Annotated in this window: 22 protein-coding genes; 17 read left to right on the top strand and 5 right to left on the bottom strand. The window is 59.5% G+C overall.

The window, feature by feature from the left end:
- Nucleotides 1–68 precede the first annotated feature (68 nt).
- Nucleotides 69–1,268, bottom strand: a complete 1,200-nt coding sequence (locus tag AO065_RS17260; protein ID WP_004882281.1) for an MFS transporter — start codon at nt 1,266–1,268, stop codon at nt 69–71.
- A gap of 331 nt (nt 1,269–1,599) precedes the next feature.
- Between AO065_RS17260 and AO065_RS17255 the strand changes: the two genes are divergently transcribed.
- From AO065_RS17255 to AO065_RS17225, 7 genes are all read left to right on the top strand, one after another.
- Complete coding sequence (locus AO065_RS17255; protein WP_032650964.1) at nt 1,600–2,694, top strand: NADH:flavin oxidoreductase/NADH oxidase; 1,095 nt, start codon at nt 1,600–1,602, stop codon at nt 2,692–2,694.
- Nucleotides 2,695–2,773: 79 nt separating this feature from the next.
- A complete protein-coding gene (locus tag AO065_RS17250) occupies nt 2,774–3,109 on the top strand; it encodes a hypothetical protein (protein WP_004882283.1) in 336 nt (111 codons plus the stop codon).
- Between the two features lie 107 nt (nt 3,110–3,216).
- Nucleotides 3,217–3,705: a (2Fe-2S)-binding protein gene (locus AO065_RS26725; protein WP_004882284.1), complete on the top strand. Its 489-nt coding sequence runs from the start codon at nt 3,217–3,219 to the stop codon at nt 3,703–3,705.
- The gene (locus AO065_RS17240; RefSeq protein WP_004882285.1) at nt 3,702–4,694 is read left to right on the top strand and encodes an FAD binding domain-containing protein; all 993 of its coding nucleotides are present in this window, start codon (nt 3,702–3,704) and stop codon (nt 4,692–4,694) included. The genes AO065_RS26725 and AO065_RS17240 overlap by 4 nt, the downstream gene beginning before the upstream one ends.
- Complete coding sequence (locus AO065_RS17235) at nt 4,691–7,081, top strand: xanthine dehydrogenase family protein molybdopterin-binding subunit (RefSeq protein WP_004882286.1); 2,391 nt, start codon at nt 4,691–4,693, stop codon at nt 7,079–7,081. Before AO065_RS17240 ends, AO065_RS17235 begins: the two co-directional genes overlap by 4 nt.
- 42 nt (nt 7,082–7,123) lie before the next feature.
- Nucleotides 7,124–8,092 carry an XdhC family protein gene (locus AO065_RS17230; protein ID WP_004882287.1) on the top strand — a complete coding sequence of 323 codons (969 nt, stop codon included), beginning with the start codon at nt 7,124–7,126 and terminating at the stop codon, nt 8,090–8,092.
- Between the two features lie 25 nt (nt 8,093–8,117).
- Nucleotides 8,118–9,029 carry an AraC family transcriptional regulator gene (locus tag AO065_RS17225; RefSeq protein ID WP_004882288.1) on the top strand — a complete coding sequence of 304 codons (912 nt, stop codon included), beginning with the start codon at nt 8,118–8,120 and terminating at the stop codon, nt 9,027–9,029.
- A 63-nt stretch (nt 9,030–9,092) separates the two neighbouring features.
- Here the strand turns inward: AO065_RS17225 and AO065_RS17220 are convergent, their stop codons facing one another.
- On the bottom strand, nt 9,093–9,317 hold the full coding sequence (locus AO065_RS17220; protein WP_029242643.1) for a hypothetical protein: 225 nt from the start codon (nt 9,315–9,317) through the stop codon (nt 9,093–9,095).
- Between the two features lie 321 nt (nt 9,318–9,638).
- Between AO065_RS17220 and AO065_RS17215 the strand changes: the two genes are divergently transcribed.
- Nucleotides 9,639–10,934: an NTP/NDP exchange transporter gene (locus AO065_RS17215; protein ID WP_004882290.1), complete on the top strand. Its 1,296-nt coding sequence runs from the start codon at nt 9,639–9,641 to the stop codon at nt 10,932–10,934.
- 6 nt (nt 10,935–10,940) lie between these two features.
- Here AO065_RS17215 and AO065_RS17210 read toward each other — a convergent pair whose 3' ends face one another.
- Complete coding sequence (locus AO065_RS17210; RefSeq protein ID WP_004882291.1) at nt 10,941–11,831, bottom strand: LysR family transcriptional regulator; 891 nt, start codon at nt 11,829–11,831, stop codon at nt 10,941–10,943.
- Nucleotides 11,832–12,045: 214 nt separating this feature from the next.
- Here AO065_RS17210 and speB point away from each other — a divergent pair, with 214 nt between their 5' ends.
- From speB to AO065_RS17170, 8 genes are all read left to right on the top strand, one after another.
- On the top strand, nt 12,046–13,005 hold the full coding sequence (gene speB, locus AO065_RS17205) for an agmatinase (RefSeq protein ID WP_004882292.1): 960 nt from the start codon (nt 12,046–12,048) through the stop codon (nt 13,003–13,005).
- A 139-nt stretch (nt 13,006–13,144) separates the two neighbouring features.
- Nucleotides 13,145–14,671: a purine-cytosine permease family protein gene (locus AO065_RS17200; RefSeq protein WP_004882293.1), complete on the top strand. Its 1,527-nt coding sequence runs from the start codon at nt 13,145–13,147 to the stop codon at nt 14,669–14,671.
- Nucleotides 14,672–14,714: 43 nt separating this feature from the next.
- A complete protein-coding gene (locus AO065_RS17195; protein ID WP_004882294.1) occupies nt 14,715–15,575 on the top strand; it encodes a sugar phosphate isomerase/epimerase family protein in 861 nt (286 codons plus the stop codon).
- Nucleotides 15,572–16,609 (top strand): isopenicillin N synthase family dioxygenase, encoded by a 1,038-nt coding sequence (locus tag AO065_RS17190; protein ID WP_004882295.1) that lies wholly within the window; start codon nt 15,572–15,574, stop codon nt 16,607–16,609. Before AO065_RS17195 ends, AO065_RS17190 begins: the two co-directional genes overlap by 4 nt.
- 32 nt (nt 16,610–16,641) lie before the next feature.
- Nucleotides 16,642–17,436, top strand: a complete 795-nt coding sequence (locus AO065_RS17185) for an ABC transporter substrate-binding protein (RefSeq protein ID WP_004882296.1) — start codon at nt 16,642–16,644, stop codon at nt 17,434–17,436.
- 267 nt (nt 17,437–17,703) lie between these two features.
- Nucleotides 17,704–19,221 (top strand): amino acid ABC transporter permease/ATP-binding protein, encoded by a 1,518-nt coding sequence (locus AO065_RS27595; RefSeq protein ID WP_004882297.1) that lies wholly within the window; start codon nt 17,704–17,706, stop codon nt 19,219–19,221.
- Entirely contained in the window at nt 19,218–20,819 is a 1,602-nt protein-coding gene (locus AO065_RS17175) for a 5-guanidino-2-oxopentanoate decarboxylase (RefSeq protein WP_004882298.1), read from the top strand. Before AO065_RS27595 ends, AO065_RS17175 begins: the two co-directional genes overlap by 4 nt.
- A gap of 48 nt (nt 20,820–20,867) precedes the next feature.
- On the top strand, nt 20,868–22,295 hold the full coding sequence (locus AO065_RS17170) for an aldehyde dehydrogenase family protein (protein ID WP_004882299.1): 1,428 nt from the start codon (nt 20,868–20,870) through the stop codon (nt 22,293–22,295).
- 33 nt (nt 22,296–22,328) lie between these two features.
- Here AO065_RS17170 and AO065_RS17165 read toward each other — a convergent pair whose 3' ends face one another.
- Nucleotides 22,329–23,084, bottom strand: a complete 756-nt coding sequence (locus AO065_RS17165; RefSeq protein ID WP_004882300.1) for a class II aldolase/adducin family protein — start codon at nt 23,082–23,084, stop codon at nt 22,329–22,331.
- Nucleotides 23,085–23,197: 113 nt separating this feature from the next.
- Here AO065_RS17165 and AO065_RS17160 point away from each other — a divergent pair, with 113 nt between their 5' ends.
- Entirely contained in the window at nt 23,198–24,154 is a 957-nt protein-coding gene (locus AO065_RS17160; RefSeq protein ID WP_032650970.1) for a LysR family transcriptional regulator, read from the top strand.
- A gap of 13 nt (nt 24,155–24,167) precedes the next feature.
- Here AO065_RS17160 and AO065_RS17155 read toward each other — a convergent pair whose 3' ends face one another.
- Entirely contained in the window at nt 24,168–24,809 is a 642-nt protein-coding gene (locus AO065_RS17155) for a DUF2238 domain-containing protein (protein ID WP_004882302.1), read from the bottom strand.
- Nucleotides 24,810–25,373: the final 564 nt, after the last annotated feature.

Raw genomic sequence — 25,373 nt, 5'->3', positions numbered from 1 at the left:
GTGTAGAAATGCGCTGTAAAAGTCTTTCTGGTTATATCTTAATGATCACATTATTTAAGTAATGCATTTTACGAAACGCATTCAGCAGATTCTGGCGCCGTTTGTTCACGTTTCATCGACTTCATCGCAGGCAGCAGACTCAGCAAGCCCACCAGCGCCATTGCGGCACCGACCCATAGCGGCGAACGCAAACCATACCCGGCATCGATCACGGCACCACCCGCCCAACTGCCAAATGCCAGGCCCGCAGTGATCACCGAGGTGTGCAGAATGTTGACCATGGCCGCAGGTTCGGCCGCCTTCATCACCCGCGCAACCATCGCCGGGTTCAAGGCGACACCTGTGAGCCCAAGCGCGAAGAAGCAGCCCAGGTTCAACCACAGATGATCGCCCGCCAGGGCAAAACCACCCAACGCCAGCACCATCAGCGCAAGGCCCCAGGCCAGGGCAGGGAAGGTGTGGCGGTCCGCGAAACGACCGACGATCATGTTGCCCATCAGGTTGGCAACGCCATAGATGGCGAGAACAGGAGCGACCAGCGTCGGTGCAATGCCGACCTCATGAATCAGGATCGGCGTGCAATAACTGAACGCAGCGAAGGTGCCGCCGATGATCAGGCCGCTGGTGATGTAGGCGCCCCAGAGCCTGGGGTTTTTCAAGCCCGCCCATTGCTGACTGAGGGGCGGCTCGCCGCCTTTCTGAATGGCTGGCAGGCGGCGTGTCGCCAGGACCGTACACAGCATCGCCAACGCGACCACGGCCCAGGAACTGGCACGCCAGCCGACATGCTGTTCGACCCAGGTGGTCATGGGCACACCTATCACCGGAGACAACATCAACCCGGCCAACACCACCGAAACCGCGCGCCCGCGACCTTCAGGCGCCACCAGACCTGCGCATATCGTCATGCACAGGCCGATGCAAACGGCACTCGAAATACCCATGATGATGCGCGCAAAGGCAAGCACCCCATAACTCGGGGCCGCCGCTGCAACAGCGCCTGCGATCACGTAACACGTCAGCAGCCAGACCAATGCCCGCTTGTTGCTGATGCCTCGGGAGAGCAACAACACCGTGACCGGCGGACCGCCCAGCGCCATGCCCAGTGCGTAATAGGCAATCAGATTACCGACCTGCGCCAGACTGACGGAAAACGCCTCGGCGAGCGCAGGCATCATCCCGGCAACCATGAATTCGGCTGTCACCAGGGAAAAGATCGTCAGACCCAGCAGGTAGACGGTTGAGGGCAGTTTGGAGCGGGTAGTCATTAGTGTCTCGGGCCGGGAAAAAGGTCGGTCACGGTAGGGAATGTTGACCGGCTGGTCAAATCGACGTCAGGCATATCGTTATTCACTCGACGTCATAGTGAAGCCGTGCAGGTGAAACAGCGCTGACTCGCAGCGAACACCGGACCGTGGGAGGCGGCTTGCCGGCGATCTGCCAGGAACTGGCAGCAAAATCGGCACATGCGGTGTATCAACTCTGGTGTCGTTCTTGAAAGCTCATCATTTTGTGCAACGTCTCGATCTGATCCGGCAAAAAACAGGCAACTGTCAGCAGCATAATTTGCTCATTCAAATCACAAAGCGGATGAGCCTCATGACCTCGCTATTCTCACCATACACACTCAAGGGCGTAACACTGCGCAACCGCATAGTGGCTTCGCCGATGTGCCAGTATCAGGCGGTCGATGGAGCCCTGAACAGCTGGCACAAGACCCACTATGAAACGCTCGCAAAAGGTGGCGCAGGTCTGGTGATGGTCGAAGCGACCGCCGTCAATCCGGAAGGGAGAATTACCCTGGGTGACGCGGGACTGTGGCGCGATTCGCAGATTGCCGGTTTCGCCGATGTCGCGTCGTTCATCAAGGGCGCAGGTGCCGTTCCAGGCATTCAGATAGGTCATGCGGGCCGCAAAGCCGGGTGCACGCCGCCCTGGCAGGGTGGTGCTCCGCTTGGCGAGTCCGGTGCAGAAGGCTGGCAACCGGTTGGAGCCAGCGCGCTGCCCTACATGCCTGACTCTTCCTACATCCCCGACGAGATGACATTGGATCAGATCGTCGCCGTCCAGAATGACTTCGCAGACACCGCCGTGCGTGCACTCACTGCCCGGTACGAATGGCTGGAACTGCATTTTGCCCACGGATTTCTCGGCCAGGGTTTTCTATCGCCCAAAGCCAATCAGCGTTCCGATCACTACGGTGGTTCGCTGGCCAATCGCGCACGTTTCCTGCGTGAAACAGTGGCCGCCGTAAGGCGCGTCTGGCCGACGAATCTGCCGCTGACGGTGAGGTTTGGTGTTGTCGATTTCGCCGATGACGTTGAAGCGTCAATGGCAGAAACCTTTCAGGTGCTTCGCTGGCTGAAAGACGACGGGGTGGACTTCATCGACTGCTCGCTGAATCTGGCAGTGCCCAGCGAACCCGTACCATGGGGCCCGAACTTCCTGGTGCCTTTCGCATCACGTGTGCGGGCCGAAACGGGATTGCCGGTCAGTGCCAGCTGGATGATTACGCAAGCACGTGAAGCCGACGAGTTTGTCCGTAGCGGCGCGCTAGACCTGGTCTGCTTCGCGCGCACGCTTCTGGCCAATCCTCACTGGCCGTTTCAGGCGGCACGCGAACTGGAGGTCACTGATCCCGCCTCGGTCTTGCCTACGCCTTACGCCCATTGGTTGCAGAACTGGGCGGGCTGAGTACCCCTGACGCTGCTGCGTCCGACCGAAACGTGCGTCTTGTCGACTGTTGTTGCTGAGCTTTCTGGAGGAGTGATCCATGAATACGTCAATACATGGAAGCGGGTTCAGTCAGTCTGTGGAAATACTCACACGTACGCAGTCTTCAGCGCGGCTGGTCGAGGCATTGACGGCGCGAGTTGATCGCTTCACCAGCAGGCATGCGGGATTTGTCGGTTCGCGAGTGCAAGCCGGTGAGAACGAGGACGAGGTTCATCTGCATCTTTTCTGGTTGACCCAAGAGCACGGCGAGTATGCCCTCAGTTATCCCATGGACGGAGAAACCGACCTTATCCGGTTTGTCTGTGAGTTTCAGGTTCGCAAGATCGCCTTCATGACCAGCGACCCTTGTTTCGACGCGCCGGCCGCCCGGTAGCGGGCAGCCACACCCTCGTCAGATTGGGCAATAAACACCGCTGATCAGGCAATTCCGGCCCTGATCGGCCGCGCATACTTGCGCCAGACCTTAATGGAGACGCCCTCATGGCAGACCGCAACAGACTTCAGCTCACCGTGAATGGGCAGCCAAAGGTTTTTGAACTCGAGTCGCGCACTACATTGCTTGACGCGCTTCGCGAGCATGCCTTTCTGCCTGGCACCAAAAAAGGCTGCGACCACGGTCAGTGTGGCGCCTGCACAGTGCACGTGAACGGTGAGCGGGTCCTGAGCTGCCTGACCCTTGCGGCTCAGGTCGATGGCCATGAAGTCACGACCATTGAAGGGCTGGCCCAGTCGGATGGCGCGTTGCATGCGGTTCAGGCTGCCTTCGTCGAATTCGATGCTTTCCAATGCGGCTTTTGCACACCAGGCCAGATCATGTCGGCCGTTGCCTGCATTCGTGAAGGCCATACAGGTTCTGACGACGAGATCCGTGAGTACATGAGCGGCAATCTGTGCCGCTGCGGTGCCTACCCTCATATCGTCACGGCTGTAAGGACCGCAGCAGCGCGGCTGCAAGGGGCGAAGGCATGAGAGCGTTCGATTACATCCGCGCTTCTGATATCGACAGTGCGCGCCAGGCTGGCGGCGTGCCCGAAACCCGTTTTCTGGCGGGCGGCACCACATTGCTGGACTTGATGAAGTGTGGTGTGGAACGTCCGGCCCGCCTGGTCGGCATCAGCCACCTGCAAGCGCTTGATCAGATCACCGTCGATGACCGGAAGGTCTACATCGGCGCATCAGCGAAGATGAGCCAGGTCGCTGCCAACAACCGGATTCAGACCGAGGCACCCGTGCTGAGCGAAGCATTGTGGCGCGCAGCCTCTCCTCAATTGCGCAATATGGCTTCGATTGGCGGCAACCTCTTGCAACGCACGCGATGTACCTATTTTCGGGACCCAGCGGCTTATCCAGCGTGCAACAAGCGCAATCCCGGTTCGGGTTGCGCAGCGCTGGACGGGTTCAATCGAAACCATGCAGTGCTGGGGGTGAGCGACGCCTGCATAGCAATCTATCCCGGCGACCTGGCGGTGGCGCTGGTGGCATTCGATGCCAGAATTTCGATTCGCGGCGCGACCGATCGCCAAGTGATCGCCGACGACTTCTATCGGCTGCCCGGCACACGTCCGGACATCGAGCACGACCTGCAGGACGGCGAGCTGATCGTCGCGGTGGAAGTGCCCGTGGTGCCGGCCTTGCGACGCTCCCATTACCTCAAAGTGCGTGATCGCGCGTCCTATGAGTTCGCAGCGGCCAGCGCAGCGGTCGGTATCGAGTTCGAAGACGATGGTCGCACCCTCAAGGATGTCCGCATCGCGCTGGGCGGTGTAGGCACCAAGCCGTGGCGGGCGCGAGGAGTCGAGCAAGCGTTGATTGGCCAGCCCCTGTCCGAAAAGCGGGTTCGTGAGGCCGCACTTCATGCGATCGAAGGCGCACGGGCGCGTGAGCACAATGGTTTCAAGATTGTCTTGGCGCCGCGTGTGGTTGCCAGGGCGCTGATGACAGTGGGAGGTTTGGCATGAACGATATTTTCAATCCCGACATTCATCGGCGCACGTTGCTCAAGACCGCAGCAGCAGGCACCGCTGTCGCAGTATCGGGCCTGGCGTTGAACCCGTTGACGGGATACGCGGAACCACTCGTTGCCCGACAACCCAACGGCTCGATTGGAGAGCGCGCGCCCAGGCAGGATGGCGGTCTCAAGGTCAGAGGCGAAGCCCGTTACGCGATCGAACAGGTCATCGAAGGCATGCTTTACGGCGTTGCGGTCCAGTCGACGATTGCTGCCGGACGGATCACCGCGATCGATACACGCCAGGCCGACACCTCACCCGGTGTCGTTGCCATCTATACCCATCTCAACCCGCTTGCCATTCAGCCCGCCACGCCTTTTATCAAGGGCGGCGCGGCCACCGAGAACTTCACGCCGTTGCAGGATGATCTGGTTCGCTGGAATGGTCAGCACATTGCACTCGTCGTGGCGCAAACGTTTGAGCAGGCAACAGAAGCCGCGAGTCTGATCAAGGTCAGCTACCAACCGACTCAGGCAATCATTAACCCTGATGATGCTGGCGCGAAACCCCAGCCGATCGATGATCTTCAAGCCAAGTGGGGCGACGCCCAAGCGGCCATGGCTTGGGCAGCGGTCAAGGTCGAAGGCGTCTACACCACCCCGCGTGAATACAACACGCCAATGGAGCCCCACGCGTGCATCGCACAATGGCAGCAAGACACGCTCACCGTTTACGAGTCAAGCCAGTGGGTGGGTGGTGCGCGCGCTGTCATCGCACAGTGGATGGACCTCGATATCGCCAGGGTTAGAGTCGTGTCGCCCTTTATTGGCGGTGGCTTCGGCTGCAGGGTTGCGCCGCATCCGCACGTTGCCATGACCTGTGCGGCCGCCAGGGCGCTGGGTCGTCCGCTGAAAGTGTCACTGACGCGGCCCCAGACGTTTACCGGATTCGGCGGACGGCCGCGGACCAGCCAGAAACTGGCACTGGGCGCGACTGCGCAGGGCATGCTGGTCTCGGTGCTGCACGAGGGCTGGAATGAGACTGCCATAGACGACACTCATCTTGAACCGACCACTTCGGTCACGGCTCTGATGTACGCAACGCCCAACATGCTTGCGCGTCACAGCATCGTCCCGGTGAACACGGTCAACCCTGGCTGGATGCGCGCGCCTGGCGAAAACATCAGCACCTATGCGCTCGAAACAGCCATGGACGAACTGGCCTGCAAACTCGAGATCGACCCCATAGATCTGAGGCTAAGGAACTGGGCGGCCGTTGACCCGAAAGCCAATATTCCTTGGACGACCCGTCGGCTGCGCGAGGGGTATGTGGCCGGAGCAAACGCATTCGGCTGGGCCAGGCGCAATCCGAAGCCGCGCTCCATGCGTGAAGGTCGTGAACTGATCGGTTGGGGTATGGCCGCAGGTACCTATCCGGTATGGCGCACGCCCGGCGAAGCCCGCATCATTATCCATCGGGATGGCTTGATTGAAGTGCTCAGTGGCGGCACGGACCTGGGCACAGGTACTTATACGATTCTTGCGCAAACCGCAGCAGAGGTGCTCGACGTACCCACCAGCTCAGTCAAAGTCAGGTTGGGTGACACCGATCTGCCCAGAGCGCCGGTTGCCGGTGGATCACAGCTCGCCAACAACCTGACCGGTGCCGTCTACAAAGCGGCGAAAGTGGCCCGTAACGAACTGTTCAGAGTGGCGTCCACCCACCCGAAGTCTCCGTTGCATGGCATGGATGTGGCCAATCTTGTACTCAAGAACGGCAGGATCAAACCTTCACAGCGACCCGGTGATGGCGTATCGGTGGGTGATCTATTGAAAGCGATTGGCAAGGAACGTTTCGACATTTCGACCGATACCTTCAAGGCGGGTGCCACGGAAGCGGATCGGGATGCGGCAGCGCACGGGTTCAGCCAACTGCTGTTGCCCACAACCGGTGGTGTCTCTGCCCATAGCTGGGGTGTGCATTTCGTTGAGGTGCGAGTGGACGAAGACTTCGGCACCGTCAGGATCAAGCGCATGGTTGCAGCCTTCGACAGCGGCCGGGTCTACAACCCCAGGCTCGCTGAAAGCCAGTGGATGGGCGGCATGATCATGGGTATCGGACAGGCCTTGTTTGAAGAGGGTCATATCGATCAGCGTGACGGCAGAGTCGTCAATGCCAACCTGGCCGATTATGTCCTGCCGGTAAACGCGGACGTTCCAGAGATCATTACCCTTGATGTGGGAGTGCCTGATCTGCAAGCCAGCGCTCTGGGCGGCAAGGCGGTGGGCGAACTGGGAATCGTCGGCGTTGCGGCAGCCATCGGCAATGCCGTGTACCACGCGACCGGAAAACGTATTCGTGATCTGCCGTTCACCATGGACAAGCTGCTGACATGATCTGCCCATGTGCTCGGCAAACGACCTCGACGGCAGCGCGCCATGAATAACCTGGACATTCAGGTCGTTCAGCAGGCTTCGGACTGGCTCACACAGGGGCAGGGCGTGTGGCTGTGCACGGTTCTGTCAACATTCGGCTCCGCGCCCCGTGGTCCCGGCGCCATGCTGGTTGCGCTAGAGCGAGGACAATCCGTCGGTTCGCTGTCAGGCGGCTGCGTCGAGGAAGACTTTCTTGAGCGACTCGGGCGCAGCGAATTCGTGAGACGTAGTCAGATCGTTCGCTACGGCGAGGGCGGCTTTGCGCCGAACCTTGCGCTGCCCTGTGGCGGCGTGCTCGACGTGCTGATTGAATATTTTGAACCTGAATGCGCAGGTCTCGAACATTTCAGCAGGCTTTTGAGCGCACTTCAGGGCCATGTGTTGATTGTGCGTCAGGTGACTTTGGGCACTTCCCGGACGACCATCATCCCGGCAGGTGAAGGCTGTGCACCTGTCAGGGTAGAAGCTGAGACCGTCTACCTGCGCATGGGGGCGGCGCAGCGGCTGTTGATCGCGGGCCTGTCTCCGGTCGCTGAGTTCTGCGCCAGCTTTGCGGTGGCACTGGGGTATGAAGTGATCGTTTGCGATCCACGCCCTGAGGTGACCTCGACATTCAATCTGCCTGGCGCGACGCTGGTCGATACGCTTCCGGCAGCCTATATCGCTCAACAGGGTTGTCACGAAGCAACAGCCGTTGTGGCCCTGACCCACGACCCTCGGCTGGACGACCTGACGCTGCTGGAAGCGGTCAGGACCAAAGCGTTTTACATCGGCGCGATGGGCTCAAAACGAACCAGTGAAAAACGCATGGAGCGGATCAGACGTATTGGCGGGCTGAATGACGAGCAGGCACATCGCATTCATGCGCCCATTGGGCTAAACCTAGGTAGCAAAACGCCTGCAGAAATCGCGCTGGCGGTCATGTCCGATATCGTTCGGGTACGTAACGGCATCGCCATGAGCGCACTTTAGTCGTGTTGAATCCGGAAGAAAGCTAATGAACTCAGCGTCTGTACATTTTCCTGTTGGCAACGACACAAGCCCGCTGGCTGAACGAGCGGCGCGACTGCTGCGCAGCGACGGTGACCATTTCAGTGACATACCCGGTCTCAGTTTCCATCGCCGCAGCGCGGCCACTGTGCCGTTGCACTGTATCTACGGGCTGGGCCTGGGTCTGACTCTGCAGGGCGGCAAACAGGTCATGGTCGGCGAGGACGTGCTGTCCTATGGACCTGGCCAATCAATGGTCACCAGCATCGATATACCTGTCATCGCGAACGTCACCAAGGCCAGCGCTGCCCATCCCTTTCTAGGCATGATCCTGACCTTCGACAGCTCCATGGTAGTAGGTGTCGCGGAACGACTGAAATTGTCCCAACGGATGAAAGACGAAGAATTCCGTCCAATTACTGTCCATGAACTGGACGTGAATATCCTGCATGCGCTTGAACGCCTGGCAGGCCTGATGGATGAACCCTGCCTGATCAAGAGCGTAGCGCCGCTGATTATCGAAGAAATCGTGATTCGCCTGCTGAGTGGCGCACACAGCCTGCAGTTACTGCACATCGTGAGTGCGGGGTCGCCCAGCCAGCAGATTGCCAGAGCGGTGTCGTGGCTAAAGGTCAACTTCCGGCAGTCGCTCAAGGTCGATGACCTGGCTGCGTCCGCGTACATGAGTCCGTCAACGTTTCGCCAGCACTTCCGTGCCGTCACCGGTATGAGTCCGTTGCAGTATCAGAAGCAGCTCAGACTGCAGGCAGCCCGGCAGATGATGCTGAGTCAGAACGTGGATGCCAGCAGCGCGGGCGGTATGGTCGGCTATGAAAGCTCGTCACAATTCAGTCGCGAGTACAGTCGATTGTTCGGCGAACCGCCGCAACGCGACATCAAGCGCATGCGGTTGCAGTGAGGGTGAAGGGGAAATTGCGCACTCGGCTACGACAAGTTGGCCAATCCATGGCCTATTTTTGAATCAGCGAGACCTCAGCGTTTCATTCATCCAGCCAATCGACCAGCTCAACGGGTCGCGCGACAGAAACGGCAGGAAAGGCTTTCCTTCCCTGGCAGCCATCCTGCCCTCCATTTCGCACTCGATATGAATCCATAAGGTGTTCTGCTTGAATCCTTGTGCACGTTGACGCTCCCTGTAGATGCGCTGCCTCCTGAGCGCATCGGCCTGCTTTGGGTTGTCGGGCATGGAACACCTGATTGAAGTCCACTGCATTGATGAGGTGTACCTGCACAAGCCGAAGGATTGATCGGCTGCGGATACGCGGGCCATATTCACAGGAAGGAAATGGCCTCAATACACCGATCCAGTGGATTTATTGCCCGATCCGAGCTGATGCAGCCAGCGTTCTGATCAACGGAGAGACGCTTGCACGACCGAAGACGAACCGTTTTGGTCCAACACCTCGAACGACACTTTTTGCAGACAGCCTGAAAAAACAGCAATGTCGATGCATAAACCGAACGGAGCCAGATCCTTGCCGACGACTTCCCTTCAAAGTACCCGATCATGATTCGCGCAGCAGCGCTGAAGTGGACCAATGTGCGACCGGGCGAGCGAGCTGCTTTATTGCTCGGTTTCGCTTTCCATTTCTGCGTGCTGGCCAGCTATTACCTGGTGCGCCCCTTGCGCGATGCGCTTGGCCTGGAAGGCGGTGCCGATAAACTCCAGTGGCTTTTTACCGCGACCTTTCTGGTGATGCTGCTGATGGTCCCGCTGTTTGGCTCGCTGGTGTCCAGATTGCCGACCCGACGCTTCGTGCCGCTGATCTATCGATGCATCGCGCTGACGATGATCCTGTTCGGCGTTCTGATCGCGAACCGGGTTGCGCCGGTTCAGGTCGGCAACGTGTTCTTCGTCTGGATCAGCGTATACAACCTGTTCATCGTGTCGATCTTCTGGAGCGTGCTGGTTGACCGGTTTTCCAGTGAGCAGGGGCAACGATTGTTCGGCTTTGTCGCCGCGGGCGGCACATTGGGCACCTTCATCGGGCCGTTGCTGGCTGCGACCATGGCGTCGCGCCTTGGGCCTATTGCATTGACCCTGGCCGCTGCCGTGCTACTGGAACTGGCAGTGCGCTGCCACCGCGCGCTTCTGGCTCGCACCGAGGCGCAATCCGCTGATTCCTCGCGAGTGGATCGCCGTATGGGCGGCAGCATGCTCGCCGGCATTACGCTGATCTCACGTTCACCTTACCTGCTGGGGCTGGTGCTGTTCATGCTCCTGCACACCACCGCCGCGACCTTTCTCTACTTCGAGCAAGGCCGTATCGTCGCGGACAGCTATTCGGACGTGGCCAGCAGGACACAGTTCTTTGCGGTCGTCGATCTGATCGTGTCGGCGCTGACCCTGACGTTCCAGCTTTTGCTGACAGGTCCTTTGATCCGCATGATCGGCGTCGGCGGTGCGCTGATCACGTTACCGCTGGCAACCGTTGTCGCATTTACCGCCATGGCGCTGGCACCGGTGCCGACCACCGTCGCGCTGGCGCAGGGGCTGCGCCGCGCCATTGAATTTTCCGTAGTGCGCCCGGCGCGGGAAGTGCTCTGGACCGTGGTCAGTCGCGAAGAAAAGTACAAGGCCAAGAATGTCATCGAAACGCTGGTGTATCGGGGTGGCGACGCGATGAGCGGATGGCTGTCGGTGGGGCTTTCTTCGATGGGCGCCGGATTTGGCATCGTTGCCATGCTGATCCTGCCGGTCGCCGGAGGTTGGGCCGGGTTGTGCCTGTGGCTCGCGAAACGGCAGAACCACAAGGCGAATGCGGCTGAGGATTTGCGCGCAGCGGATCGGTATAAGCAGTAGCAGGCGCTATCCCTTGAACCAGGTTTTCAACCGGTCTCTGAAACTCTGAATCAAAGGCTCTTTGACACGGCCGCGGCGCAGAGCCAGCGAAAAGGGGGCCTGATGCCCGAATGTGGTGGGCAGCAAGACCTTCAGGCGCTTCTGATCCACCCAGAACTGTGCATAGTGCTCCGGCAGATAGCCGATGTAAGCGCCTGACAGCACCAGAATCAGCTGCGCTTCCATGGACTCGACCGTCGCGGCGCTGTCCTTGAAGCCGTGACGGGCCAGTTCGGCCTGGCTCCAGTAACCACGCCCGACCATGCGTTGCTGGGTGATGACTTCTGCCGGGATACGGCGCTGCTCGAACAACTCGTGCCGGTCACTGCAGTACAACCAGTGCTGTTCGCGGTACAGCGCCTGATACATCAAACCATTCATGCGCGTAGAGAACGAACCAATGGCCAGGTCCACACGGTTTTCCAGCACACCCAGTTGCAGTTGCGCGGGGCTGAGCACCGAGAGGTGCAAATGGACCGCCGGGTGTTCCTTGCTGTAGGCCCCGATGACATCCGCCAGCGGCAATGCCGGGTCACTGACTGTCGAGTCCAGTACACCGAGGTTCAAGGTGCCGCGCAGTTCGCCCTTGAGCGCCGCGCTGTAGCGTTCGAAACCTTCGAGCTCTGCCAGCAGCCGCAGGGTTTCCTGATGGAACAGCTCACCCTTGCTGGTCAGATTGAACCCGCCGCGCCCCCGATGGCAGAGCACCAGCCCCACATGGGTTTCGAGCTGGCTCATGTAAGTGCTGATCGCCGACGTGGAAAGATTGAGCTCCTGCTGCGCTGCCGCGAACCCTTGATGGCGTACCACACTGGCGAAGATGCGCAGCAGTTTCAGGTCGGGCAGGGCAGAGGACATGGGCGCTCCGTGGGCAGTCTTTGGTTCGGCGGCTGATGCCTGTCACTCACATCAGCAGCCTTGTGCGTCGCACATGATGCCTGCCAAACGCCGCCGACGACAATCGGCGATAGTTTAGAAATCTCTGAACTGAGTATTTGCTGGCAGCGATTCTTCTGCTCCCACGCCATCACCAGAATGGCCGCACATTTATCGGAACAACGCGAGGCCCTTCGTGGACAAGACTTTCCACCAGCCACTGGGCGGTAATGAGATGCCGCGTTTCGGCGGTATCGCCACCATGCTGCGCCTGCCCCATGTGCAAGCCCCTGAAGAACTGGACCGTCTGGACGCTGCCTTTGTCGGCATTCCGCTGGACGTTGGCACATCGCTGCGCCCCGGCACCCGCTTCGGGCCACGCGGTATTCGCGCCGAATCGGTGATGATTCGCCCGTACAACATGGCCACCGGCGCCGCACCCTTCGATTCGTTGAACGTGGCCGATATCGGCGACGTGGCGATCAACACCTTCAACCTGCTGGACAGCGTGCGCATCATCGAAGAGGCGTACGACCGCATTCTCGGCCACGGCATCATTCCGCTGACGCTGGGTGGCGATCACACCCTGACCCTGCCGATCCTGCGCGCCATTCACAAGAAACACGGCAAGGTCGGGCTGGTGCACATCGATGCCCACGCCGACGTCAACGATCACATGTTCGGCGAGAAAATCGCCCATGGCACCACCTTCCGCCGCGCCCAGGAAGAAGGCCTGCTGGACAGCGAACGTGTGGTACAGATCGGGCTGCGCGCCCAGGGTTATACCGCCGAGGACTTCAACTGGAGCCGCAAGCAGGGCTTCCGGGTGGTGCAGGCCGAGGAATGCTGGCACCAGTCACTGGCGCCCTTGATGGCTGAAGTGCGCGAGAAAGTCGGTGGCGGGCCGGTGTATCTGTCGTTCGACATCGATGGCATCGATCCCGCATGGGCACCGGGCACCGGCACACCTGAAGTGGGCGGCCTGACGACCATTCAGGCACTGGAGATCATTCGCGGTTGCCAAGGGCTGGACCTGATCGGTTGCGATCTGGTGGAAGTGTCGCCGCCTTATGACACCACCGGCAACACCTCGCTACTGGGTGCCAATCTGCTGTACGAAATGCTGTGCGTGCTGCCGGGCGTGGTGCGCCGTTGACCCTCTGGGCATGAACACCGATTACGTGTGACAGAAGAATAATCAGATCGACCCTCCGGCCGGGGTTAACGGGCGGCCATAAAGGGTCAGCGTGCCTGCGCTGGCCTTACAACAACCGTGACAGGTGCTGGAGCGACACATGAGCCATTCGACGCGTGCCGAAAAACCCGACAAAACCCGAATCGAAACCTGGGGCGTCGAGCAGATCCCCGACGGCCAACGTCATGCACACCCGCTGGATCTGTTTCGTCTGATCTTCGGCGGTGCCAACACCTTCTCCACGGCAGTGCTGGGCAGCTTTCCAGTGCTGTTCGGGTTGTCGTTTCAGGCCGGGTTCTGGTCGATTGTGCTTGGCGTGATGGTTGGAGCGCTGATCCTCGCACCCATGGGGCTGTTCGGCGCGCTCAACGGCACCAACAACGCGGTCTCTTCCGGCGCGCATTTCGGCGTGCATGGACGCATCATCGGCTCGTTCCTGTCGCTGTTGACCGCCGTGGCATTCTTTTCCCTGTCGGTCTGGAGCTCGGGTGACGCGCTGGTGGGCGGCGCACAGCGCTTGATCGGTCTGCCGGAAAATGACCTGAGCCTGGGACTGGCCTATGGCTTGTTTGCCATCCTGGTGCTGGTGGTGTGCATCTTTGGTTTCCGCTTCATGTTGTGGGTCAACAAGATCGCGGTCTGGGCGTCGAGCCTGCTGTTTCTGCTGGGCATCTTCGCGTTCGCCGGCCCGTTCGATGCGGGTTACGCCGGTAGCGTCAGTTTTCAACAGCCGGGTTTCTGGGCGGCATTTGTCGGCGCTGCGCTGTTGGCGATGAGCAACCCGGTGTCGTTCGGCGCGTTTCTGGGCGACTGGTCGCGCTACATTCCGCGTGAGACGTCAAAGGCACGAATCATGCTCGCGGTGCTGGCCGCGCAGGCCGGTACCTTGATTCCCTTTCTGTTCGGCCTGTGCACGGCGACCCTGGTGGCCAGTCAGGCACCGCACTACATCGAAGCCAATAACTATGTCGGCGGCTTGCTGGCGATTTCGCCGGGGTGGTTCTTCCTGCCGGTGTGCCTCATTGCAGTCATCGGCGGATTGTCCACCGGCACCACCGCGCTGTACGGCACCGGGCTCGACATGTCGAGCATCTTCCCACGCCTGCTGAGCCGTGCCGGTGCCACCTTGCTGATCGGCATTGCGGCCATTGCCTTTATCTTCATCGGCCGTTTCACCTTCAATCTGGTGCAAAGCGTGTCGACCTTCGCGGTGCTGATCATTACCTGCACCAGCCCATGGATGGTGATCATGATTCTGGGCCTGATCACTCGTCGTGGCTTCTATCACCCCGACGATCTGCAAGTGTTCACCCGCGGTCAACGGGGCGGGCATTACTGGTTTCACCATGGCTGGAACTGGCGCGGGTTGGGTGCCTGGATTCCCAGTGCGGCGACCGGCCTGTGCTTCGTCAACCTGCCGGGGCAATTTGTGGGGCCATTGGGTGAGCTCGCTGGCGGTATCGACATCAGCCTGCCGATCACACTTGGCCTGGCGACGCTGTTGTACCTGACCCTGCTACGCACCTTTCCCGAGCCCGCCGGGGTCTACGGCCCAAAAGGCGCGCACCCGGTGCTCGGCCGCAAGGCGATGAGCAACGCGGTACAACCGGCTTCCGTCCACTCGTGATCGGTGCTGCTCCCCAAGCGGGCGCAGACGATGAGGCATGCTCATGAAACTGGAACTCTTTCGTACGCTATGGGGCTACCGAGGCACTTGGCAGCAGGCGCTGGATGAAGCGCGAGCCGCAGGTTTCGATGGACTTGAAGCCCGCATCCCTGAAGAAGGCGCAGAGCGCGCTGCATTCGGGGCCTTTCTGCGCGACAACCAAGTGCCTTACATCGCCATTCTGTTCACCTCGACGCCCGTGCTGCCATCTCAGTCCGCCACGCCCGCCGAGCATCTGGACGACTTCGCCCATAAGTTGCAGCTGGCAGCAGAGCTAGAGCCGCGCTTCGTCAACGTGCTGGCCGGTAACGACCGCTGGCCATTGGCGCAGCAAGTGGACTTTTTCGGGGAGGCGCTGGAGATTGCCGCTCGCAGCGGCCTGGTGTGCAGCTTCGAAACTCATCGGGCGCGCTCGCTGTTCAATCCCTGGCTGACCCTGCAATTGATCGAACAAGTACCGGGCCTGCGTTTCACCAGCGACATCAGCCACTGGGTGGTGACGTGCGAACGTCTGTTGAACGATCCGGCTGACGATCTGCGCGCTTTCGTTGAGCGTGTGCACCACATTCAGGCGCGGGTCGGTTATGACCAGGGTCCGCAGGTGCCGCATCCGGCAGCGCCGGAATATGCCGAGGCGCTGGCGTTTCATCAGCAGCACTGGGCCGACATCTGGACATCGCAACAGGCGCGAGGCTACAGCGGCACGACCATGACCCCGGAGTTCGGCCCCGACGGCTATCTGCATCACCTGCCGTTTACCGATGTACCAGTCGCCGATCTGTGGAGCCTCAACGCCTGGATGGGCCGTACCGAGCGCGAGCACTTCAATACCTTCTTCAATCCATCCGCGAGGCCGCTGTCATGAGTGAACGTCCTGCTTTCACGCACATTCCTGTGGTCGATATCCAAGGGCTGTTCAGCGAGCGTCTGGAGGATCGTCAGGCAGTCGCTCAGCATCTGGGGGAGGCTGCCCGTCAGGTGGGCTTTCTTTACATCACCGGGCACGGTATCGAGCCTGCGCAGATCAACAACCTGCACCGCGCCGCCGAGCAGTATTTCGCCCAGTCGATCGACGCCAAGATGCGTCATTACATCGGTGCCTCGCAGACTCACAAGGGCTTCGTGCCTGAAGGTGAAGAGGTGTACGGCACGGGCAGGCCGGACCACAAGGAAGCGTTCGATGTCGGGTTTGAAGTGCCCGCCGACAACCCACTCGTGATCGCCGGTACGCCATTGCTGGGTCCGAATGACTGGCCGACGTTGCCCGGATTTCAGACCGCCGTGCAGGCTTATTACCAGGCTGTCTTCGCCCTGGGGCGTCAGCTGTTTCGCGGCTTTGCCCTGGCGCTGGGGCTGGATGAGCATTACTTCGATGAGATGGCCTGTTTCCCGCCATCCAAACTTCGCCTGATCCATTACCCGTTCGACGCCACCGCCGAAGACGCACCGGGCATCGGCGCCCACACCGACTACGAGTGCTTCACCATTCTTATGGCTGATCAGCCGGGACTCGAAGTCATGAACGAAAAGGGCGAGTGGATCGATGCACCGCCGCTGCCGGATGCGTTTGTGGTCAACATCGGCGACATGCTTGAGGTCATGACCAGCGGGGCCTTCGTGGCCACCGCGCACCGGGTGCGCAAGGTCAAACAAGAGCGTTATTCCTTTCCGCTGTTCTATGCCTGCGATTACCACACGCTGATCAAACCCTTGCCGCAATTCGCAGCAGCCGGGCAGGGCTACGAGGAAATCGCCATCGGCGAGCACATGTGGGCCCAGGCTTTGCAAACCTATCAATACCTTCGCCAGCGCGTGGCCAGCGGGCAAATTGCCCTGCCGGAACGCGCCAGAAAGCCATCAAGCTTCGGGCACCTGAAAAACCAGAGCGTGACTTCGTGATCTGCCGTTTCCCTCAATCTGGAATGACTACTATGCAAAACACCACGCTTTCGCGCTTTGCCGCTTCGATTCTGGGTCTGACCCTGTTTGCCGGTGCCGCTCATGCAGCGCCTACGGCAACACCCGGCACGCTCAAGGTCGGCATGGAGATTTCTTACCCGCCGTTCGAGTCCTACGACGGCGACAAGGTGGTCGGTTTTGACCCGGATGTCTCCGCTGCGCTGGCCAAACAGCTGGGCGGCCTGAAAGTGGAGTTCGTCGACACGCGCTTTCCGAACCTGATCCTGGGCCTGAACGCCAACCGCTTCGACACCATCATTTCGGGCATGTACATCACTGACGAGCGCACCAAACAGGCCGAAGCGATTCCTTACGCGCAGGTCGGTGCCGCGATCATGGTCCGCAGCGACAACACGACCAAGCCGCAGCAACCTGAAGACCTGTGCGGCATGAAAGTCGGCCTGCAACAGGGCACCAACTGGATCAACCAGCTCAAGGCCGTGTCCGCCGATTACTGCGCCAAACAGAACAAGGGCGAGATCGCCATCAGTGAATTTCCGACCACTGCCGAGGCGTCCCAGGCACTGATGTCCGGCAACATTCAGGCGCACCTGGAAATCTCCGCCGCAGCCCAGATGATCATCGACAAGGCCCGCGGCCGTATTGTGATCAGCTCGCAGAAAGCGCTGTACCCAATGACACTGGGCATCTACGTGAAGAAGGGTAATACCGAACTGGCGGAGAAGATGCGCAGTGCGGTGGACGCGTGGAAGAAAAGCAGCGAGTACAGCGAGATTCTCAAGAAGTACAACCTTGAGCCTGCGTGAGCCGAGGGTGCTGTGCTCCTGAAACCACCGGGTCGCACAGCAAATACGCAACTGTGGGAGGCGGCTTGCCGGCGATGCGATGTTGAAGACAACTCTGCAGTGACTGGACTGACGCCATCGCCGGCAAGCCGCCTCCCACAGGAGATGCGTTTGTTCCATGAATTACGCATTGTCAGCTGAGCAGCAATCTTGCGCTCGACGCGACATTCGCTCTCCAACGCCACAGCTACACCGGCCATCACCTTCACCCGCTGCACCGAGGTCAACATGGCATTCGATTGGGCTTATTTTTTCTCGCTGTTTTCGTTTTCCGCTTTCTGGAAAGCCTGCGTCACGGTGGTTCAGTTGAGCACCCTGGCATGGACGCTCGGGCTTGCGCTGGGCTTTGTGCTGGCCAGCGCCAAGCTGTCCAGCCACGCATGGCTGCGCATACCCGCCAACTTTTATGTGTGGCTGTTTCGCAGCATCCCTTTACTGGTGCTGCTGGTGTTCGTCTACAACCTGCCGCAGCTGTTCCCATCGACCGGCAGCGTCTTGTCCCAGCCTTTCTACTCAGGGCTTATCGCACTGGTGCTGACCGAAACCGCGTACATGGCCGAGATCCATCGCGGCGGACTGCTGTCGGTGCTCAAGGGCCAGCGTGAAGCGGCCAAGGCTCTGGGTATTCGCGGGCTTGGCGCCCAGCGGCTGGTGATCATTCCGCAGGCCATCCGCATTGCACTGCCGACACTGACCAACGAATACGTCACCATCGTCAAACTCACCTCGCTGGTGTCGGTCATTTCGTTGAACGAGTTGCTGCTGGTGGGCCAGCGTCTTTACGCGCAGAACTTCCTGGTGCTGGAGACCCTCGCCGCAGTGGCCGTGTATTACGTGCTGATCGTCACCGTGTTCGGCTGGCTGTTGCAGTGGGCCGAGCGGCACCTTGATCTGTCTCGCAAGAACGCCCAGACGCTGGACGACAGTCAGTCGGCCGCGCTTCGTCAACCGGCGGCGAAGGGCAAGCCTCCAGTTCAGAAGATACCCGGACAACCGGATGCGCTGTTGCTGCGCAGCATTCACAAGCGCTACGGCAATCATGAAGTGCTCAAAGGCATTGATCTGACCGTACGCCCCGGTGAAGTGATTTCCATCATCGGGCCGTCAGGCTCCGGCAAGACTTCACTGATTCGTACGGTCAACAATCTGGAAAGCATCGACAAGGGCGAAATCGTGCTGTTCGGCAATGACTTCATCGCCGCTGGCAAGCACCCCGACTCCCCGGTAATCCGTCAGGGCATTCGGCGCATCGGCATGGTGTTCCAGAACTTCAACCTGTTTCCGCACCGCACCATCCTCGACAACGTGATTCTGGCCCCGCGTTACCACGGGCTCGCCAGCTCCAGTGAACTGCGCCGCAAAGGCCATGCGTTGCTCGACCGGGTAGGCTTGCTGGCCCACGCTGACAAGTACCCGCATCAATTGTCGGGCGGTCAGCAACAGCGGGTCGCCATTGCCCGCGCACTGGCGATGGAGCCGGACATCATGCTGTTCGACGAACCAACCTCGGCACTCGACCCAGAGCTGGTGGGCGATGTGCTCAATGTCATTCGTGACCTGGCGGAAGAGGGCATGACCATGCTGATCGTGACTCACGAGATGGATTTCGCGCTGTCGATTTCCGACCGCATCGTGTTCATGGAAAACGGTCATGTGGCCGCCGACGCCTCACCCGCCGAGATCCGCAGCGAAGGCCACGAACGGGTACGCCGCTTCATTGGCCTGGAACAGGAGGCGATAGCATGACCACCTGTGGCGAGTTTCTAGTCAAACAGCTTCAAGCCTGGGACGTCGATACCGTATTCGGCATTCCCGGCGTGCACACCGTCGAGCTGTATCGCGGACTGCCCGCCAGCAGCATTCGCCACATCACCCCGCGTCATGAACAGGGCGCAGGGTTCATGGCCGACGGTTATGCGCGGGTCAATGGCAAGCCCGGCGTCTGTTTCATCATCACCGGGCCGGGCATGACCAACATCCTGACCGCGATGGGCCAGGCCTACGCCGATTCGATTCCGATGCTGGTGATCTCCAGCGTCAACGAGCGCTCCCGTTTGGGAATGGGCAACGGCTACCTGCACGAACTGCCGGATCAGCGCGCCATGGTCGCGGGTGTCAGCGCGTTCAGCCATAGGCTGATGGACGTCGATGAACTGCCTGACGTACTGGACAGGGCCTTTGCGGTGTTCGACAGCCAGCGGCCGCGACCGGTGCACATCGAATTGCCGCTGGACATCATTACCGCAACTGCCGATCACTTGCAGGTGCGCCCGCGCAAAGTGGTCGCTCGCCCAGCGCCGGACCCGGTAGCGATTCATGAAGTTGCCGAACGTCTTCAGAAGGCCCAAAAGCCGCTGCTGTTGCTGGGGGGCGGCTGTGTGGACGCGGCAATCGAGGCAAGCGAACTGGCCATACGTCTTGACGCCCCGACGGCGCTGACCATCAATGCCAAGGGATTGCTGGCGAGCGACCATCTATTGTTGATCGGCAGCAACCAGTCACTGATTCCGGTACGGCAATTGGCGCTGGGCGCCGATGTGGTGCTGGCCATCGGCACGGAACTGGGCGAAACCGACTATGACATGGTGTTCGACGGCAACTTCCGGATTGGCGGCGAGCTGATTCGCATCGATATCGACCCCACGCAACTGACCCGCAACCATCCGCCGAACCTTTCGATTGTCAGTGACGCGCGACTGGCCATGAAGGCGCTGCTGGACGCCTTGCCGTCCCGGATTCCCCGTATCGACAGCCCAGGCGCACAACAGGCGACGCAGGTTCGAAAACAACTGGTCGAGGACTTCAGCGGCTGGGCGCATTACCGGCGATTGTTCGACTGCATCCTTGAAGTGCTGCCTGACGCACGCTTTGTCGGTGATTCGACCCAGACCGTCTACAGCGGCAATCATCTGGTCGACCTCGACAGCCCACGGCGCTGGTTCAACGCATCGACCGGCTACGGCACGCTGGGTTATGGCCTGCCAGCCGCCATCGGCGCAAAGCTGGCTGACCCGACAGTGCCTGTGATCAGCCTGATGGGTGACGGCGGCATTCAGTTCACGCTGCCGGAACTGGCCAGCGCCGTGGAAGCGCGAGTCGGGATTATCGTGCTGCTGTGGAATAACCAGGGCTACGGCGAGATCAAGCGCTACATGGAACGGCGCGACATCACCCCGCTGGGCGTGGACATCTATACCCCGGATTTTGTGACCATCGCCCGAGGCTTTGGCTGCCTGGCCGAACGCGCCCTCGACCACGCGCACCTGCAAACGCTGTTGCGCCAGGCTCCAGGCGATCGGCCGTTGATCATCGAGGTCAACGAAGCGCCGCCGTTTGCCCCCTGAACCCCGAAAGCCGGACCTTTGCAATCCCGTTTCAAGGAGCAGTGCCCGATGAATACCCCGCATTACATCAATGGTCAGTGGCAGGCAGGCGAGGGCAACAATGTTCTCACGGTCTACGATCCTTCCCTTGGCGAGCCATTCGCAGAGCTGGTGTCGGCGAGCCCTGCGCAGGTTGATCAGGCCGTGACAGCTGCGCGGGCTGCGTTACCCGCCTGGAAGGCAACGACCATCACCCATCGGGCCTCTATACTGCGCGGTTTTGCCGATCAGCTTGCCGAGCGTCGCGAAGCATTGATCGAATTGCAGATGCGCAACAACGGTAAACCTCGCCATGAGGCCGAGGTGGATCTGGACGATGCGGTGGCGACGTTCAATTACTACGCCAACTTGATTGAAATCCAGGCCTCACATCGCGACGTGCAACTACCGGTGCCTGGTTTCACCTCTCGCACGCGTCTTGAAGCGGTGGGCGTGGTCGGCCTGATCGTGCCGTGGAATTTTCCGCTGGTGACCAGCGCCTGGAAGCTGGCCCCAGCCCTGGCAGCGGGTTGCACTGTGATCCTCAAGCCCTCGGAGATAACCCCACTGGTCGAGCTCGCGTATGCGCAAATCGCCGAACACGTGGGTTTGCCCACTGGCGTGCTGAACATCGTCAACGGCAAGGCAGATACCGGCGCGGCGCTGAGCGAACACGCGGGTCTGGACAAGTTGTCGTTCACCGGCAGCAACGCCGTGGGCGTTCAGGTGATGCGCAACTCGGCAGCGTACTGTCGGCCAGTGACGCTGGAGCTGGGCGGCAAATCGGCGTTCATCGTGTTCGACGATTGTGACCCGGATCAGGCTGTGGAGTGGATCGTTGCCGGTATCTGCTGGAACGCCGGACAAATGTGCTCGGCCACCTCACGGTTGCTGATCCAGGAGGGGATCGCCGAGGCGCTGATTCCGCGTCTGCAGGTTGCTTTTCAGAACATGCGTGTGGGTAATCCTCTGGTCGACGAAGTGGACATGGGTCCGCTGACCAGTCAGGCGCAGTGGCGAAAGGTCCACGAATATTTTGCAATCGCCGAACAAGAGGGACTGACGTGTCTGGCAGGCGGGAAAGCAAACCAGCAAGGGCAGGGCTGGTTTGTCAGCCCTACGCTGTACACCGAAGTGCCGGACAGCAGCCGGTTGTGGACCGAAGAGATCTTCGGCCCGGTGCTCTGCACTCGGCGTTTCAACACTGAAGATGAAGCCATTGCGCTTGCCAACGACAGCCGTTTCGGTCTGGTCGCCACGGTGGCCAGCGCAGACATCCAGCGCGCCGAGCGAGTGGCCGATGCGCTGGAGGTCGGCCACGTCTGGATCAATTCGATCCAGGCCGTGTTCGTCGAAACGTCCTGGGGCGGCACCAAGGGCAGTGGCATCGGGCGTGAACTCGGGCCTTGGGGACTTGGGGCGTATCAATCGGTCAAGCATGTGACGCGGTGCGGATAAGTCGTCTGTTTCAAGAGAACCACGGCAGATGAATCAGCAGCAGTACTGGTCTTTCTGAGAGGCGATGATCTGCAATCCACCTTGCCATGCCAGCGCGACGATTCCACTGTCGTAGTCGTCGGCAAAGGTATCGCTGGTCTTTCTGCAGGTATCAGGATCAGGCGTGACGATGTTCTGATTCATGCTTCTGATGGTGACGTGGATCTGACAGGCCCGTTCCAGCATGTAAACACTGTGGAAGGCTTCACCGATGGTACGTCCGCCGACGATGATCCCATGATTGCGCAAAAGCATGGCGCTGGAATCCCCCAGGCTATCAAGCATGTTCTGCTGTTCCTGTTGCGTATCTATAAAAGAGCCGTAGGTGTGATAGGCGAGACGACCGTAAAACTTCATGGCGTGCTGGGACAGGGGCGGCAGGCCTTCCTCGAGTGTCGAGACGGCGATGCCTGCTGCGGTATGGGTGTGGATCACGCAGTTCATGTCAGGCCGGGCTGCATGAACCGAGGAGTGGATCACGGCACCGGCAACATTGAGCGTCTCCGAGCGGTCGGCCGATGGCACTGGTTCACCGTCAAAACCGACCTTGACCAGATCACTGGCACGCATTTTCTCGAACGGTACGCCGTATCGGTTGATGAGAAATACATCGGGCTGGCCGGGGATGCAGGCCGAGGCATGGGAGTCGACCAGGTCTGTCATGCGGTAATACGCCAGCAGTCGAAAAAGTGCTGCCAGATCACATCGGGTCGACCATTCCTGTGGAGACATACTTTCAAACGTTTTCATTGCGTCAGGCTCGTGATGGTGGTTGCTGCCCGCACCCTATGAAAAGACGATCAGGCTGCCTATTCACATTTTGTTATGTTGTGTATTGCATCAACCAATATGAGCCATAGCCCATGGGTTTCAGACCGAACAATCGGGTGAGTTCAAGCGAGCCTCGCTCTGTCAGTGAGCGTATGGACTGGAACCTGCTCAAGACATTCAGTGCCGTCGCCATCGAGAAAAGCATCAGCAAGGGGGCATCGCGGCTCAACTTGTCTCAGCCTGCTGTCAGCCAGGCCATCAAGCGTCTTGAAGAGCAGCTGGAAAGCACCTTGATCGAGCGGGACAGCCATCGATTTGAATTGACCGAAGCCGGCGTGTCGGTATTGAAAATCGCACTGGCAGCCAGGCAAAGCATTCGGGAAATCGATGAAGTTGTCGGCAGTGAAGCGGGGGCCGTCAAAGGCGTCATTCGCCTGCTGACTGTCAGCGGTGTCGAAAGTCCGGAGTACGATAGGGTTCTGAGGGACATGCACACCATGTATCCCGGCATTAGCTTCAATATCGAAGTCGCTATGACGCAGGAAATCGTCAGTGCACTTCACCGAAATACAGCCTCGTTCGGCATAGGCATCAACCAGCCCGGGGAGGTTGATATCAAACAGTGCCTGATGAGCCGTGAGCAGGTGTTTTTCTACTGCAGTCATGCTCATCCGCTGTTTCATGAGGAAACGGTGACGATCGAACACCTGAAGTCCGCACGATTCGTCAGCTTTTCCGGCGAGTCGCTGGGTGGCATGGTGTCTCCTTTGTCAGCACATTACGGCAACCCGTACATCCGTCAGCAAATAGCTGCGTCATCCTCGAACACCGGAGAAGTGCTGCGCATGGTGCTGGCAGGCATAGGCATTGGCGCTCTTTCCGAGCACCTGTGCCGGGAGTACGAGGCGCAGGGTTTGCTGCGAAGACTGGTGCCTGAATCACGCGTATGCGAGGTGTCGGTCATGTTGATGTGGAGCGCCCATCAGGTCCGCAACCCGGCCGAAGAGATCTTTCTTGGCAGGATGCAGGCGGCTTTGGCATCTGACTGACACCAGACAACTGTCACGCAGGCTTGGTGATCCCGGTTTTCTCGCGTATCGCGTGACCTCTGCAGATCAGCACCAGAAGCGACCCCGCTGCAGCGGCGGCCATGTCCTTCTGTGCATCCCAGAAATCATCCTGCGCCCCCACGAATGCTGATCCACCCTGACCGAACGATGCGCCGCCGATCCATTCCATCAGCTCGTAAAGCATTGAAGTGGACAGCACCAGCGACCAGGCAATCAGTGACGCCCCGGCACCCTGAAGCCTGCATTTGACCGTCACGATTTCGCGCAAGGGCAGGGCGCCAAGTAACCCGTAGGCCAGATGCACAAAGCGGTCATATTGATTGCGTTGCCAGCCGAATAATTGATCGATGCTGACACCCGTCATCTTATGGATCGCAGGGTCATAGGGCACCTGCGGATAGGTGAAGTGCGTGCCGACTTCATGCAGGCCTACGAAAGCCAGCACCAGTGCCCAGGACCTTGTTGTCCAATAAAACCTGTGACGACAGAACCAAAGCGCTGCAGCGCACAGGGCTACCACGCTGTTTTCCATCAACCATGTCTTTCGATCCAGCGGTGCCCAGCCCAGCAGTACAACAACAATCAGAAAAGCTGCCTGCAATGCCCGGATGACGTTTATTTCATGTTTGCTCACTTACGCATCCTCCTGCCTGTAATTGGCATTCTTTCCCGGAAAAGAACTCACAGGTTTTAGTCATGGGTGAACCCGGTAAATTCGATTGAATTCAGCGTCGGCAGACAGGTGTACTCAGGCTGTAAGGCATGTCACATCACGCGTTGACGGAAAAGACGTGAATAAAATATTGCATCCGTCAGCGACTCTGAACGGATTTACAAGCCGCCATAGAATGATGATCGCTTCCTCTATGCCGAGCGCAACATCAATAAAGCTCGGGCAATGACGTCCTCAATCTGTCATATCGTCTACGTACCGTAAAAATAGATGCAGCGAGCAGGTCACTGCGCCCTCAACTTACTTAAAGTCGAGCGAGCAGGGCGGATTCTCCGCTCCTGATAACTTAGATAACCAGCGGCATTTAGAGCGCTCCTTTAAATGACTTTCTGATCATCGTCATGCCGCAGGAGTGTGCAGCCGACCTGCACTCATCAACCGAAACGCGCGGAAATTTTTACTTATGAACGTACGTCACCTAATGATTTTGAGACTTTTACGGAAGTCACACTTATGACGGCGTCC

It is taken from the genome of Pseudomonas viridiflava (assembly GCF_001642795.1).
Taxonomy (GTDB): domain Bacteria; phylum Pseudomonadota; class Gammaproteobacteria; order Pseudomonadales; family Pseudomonadaceae; genus Aquipseudomonas; species Aquipseudomonas viridiflava.
This window is presented reverse-complemented; position numbering and strand designations above follow the sequence as displayed.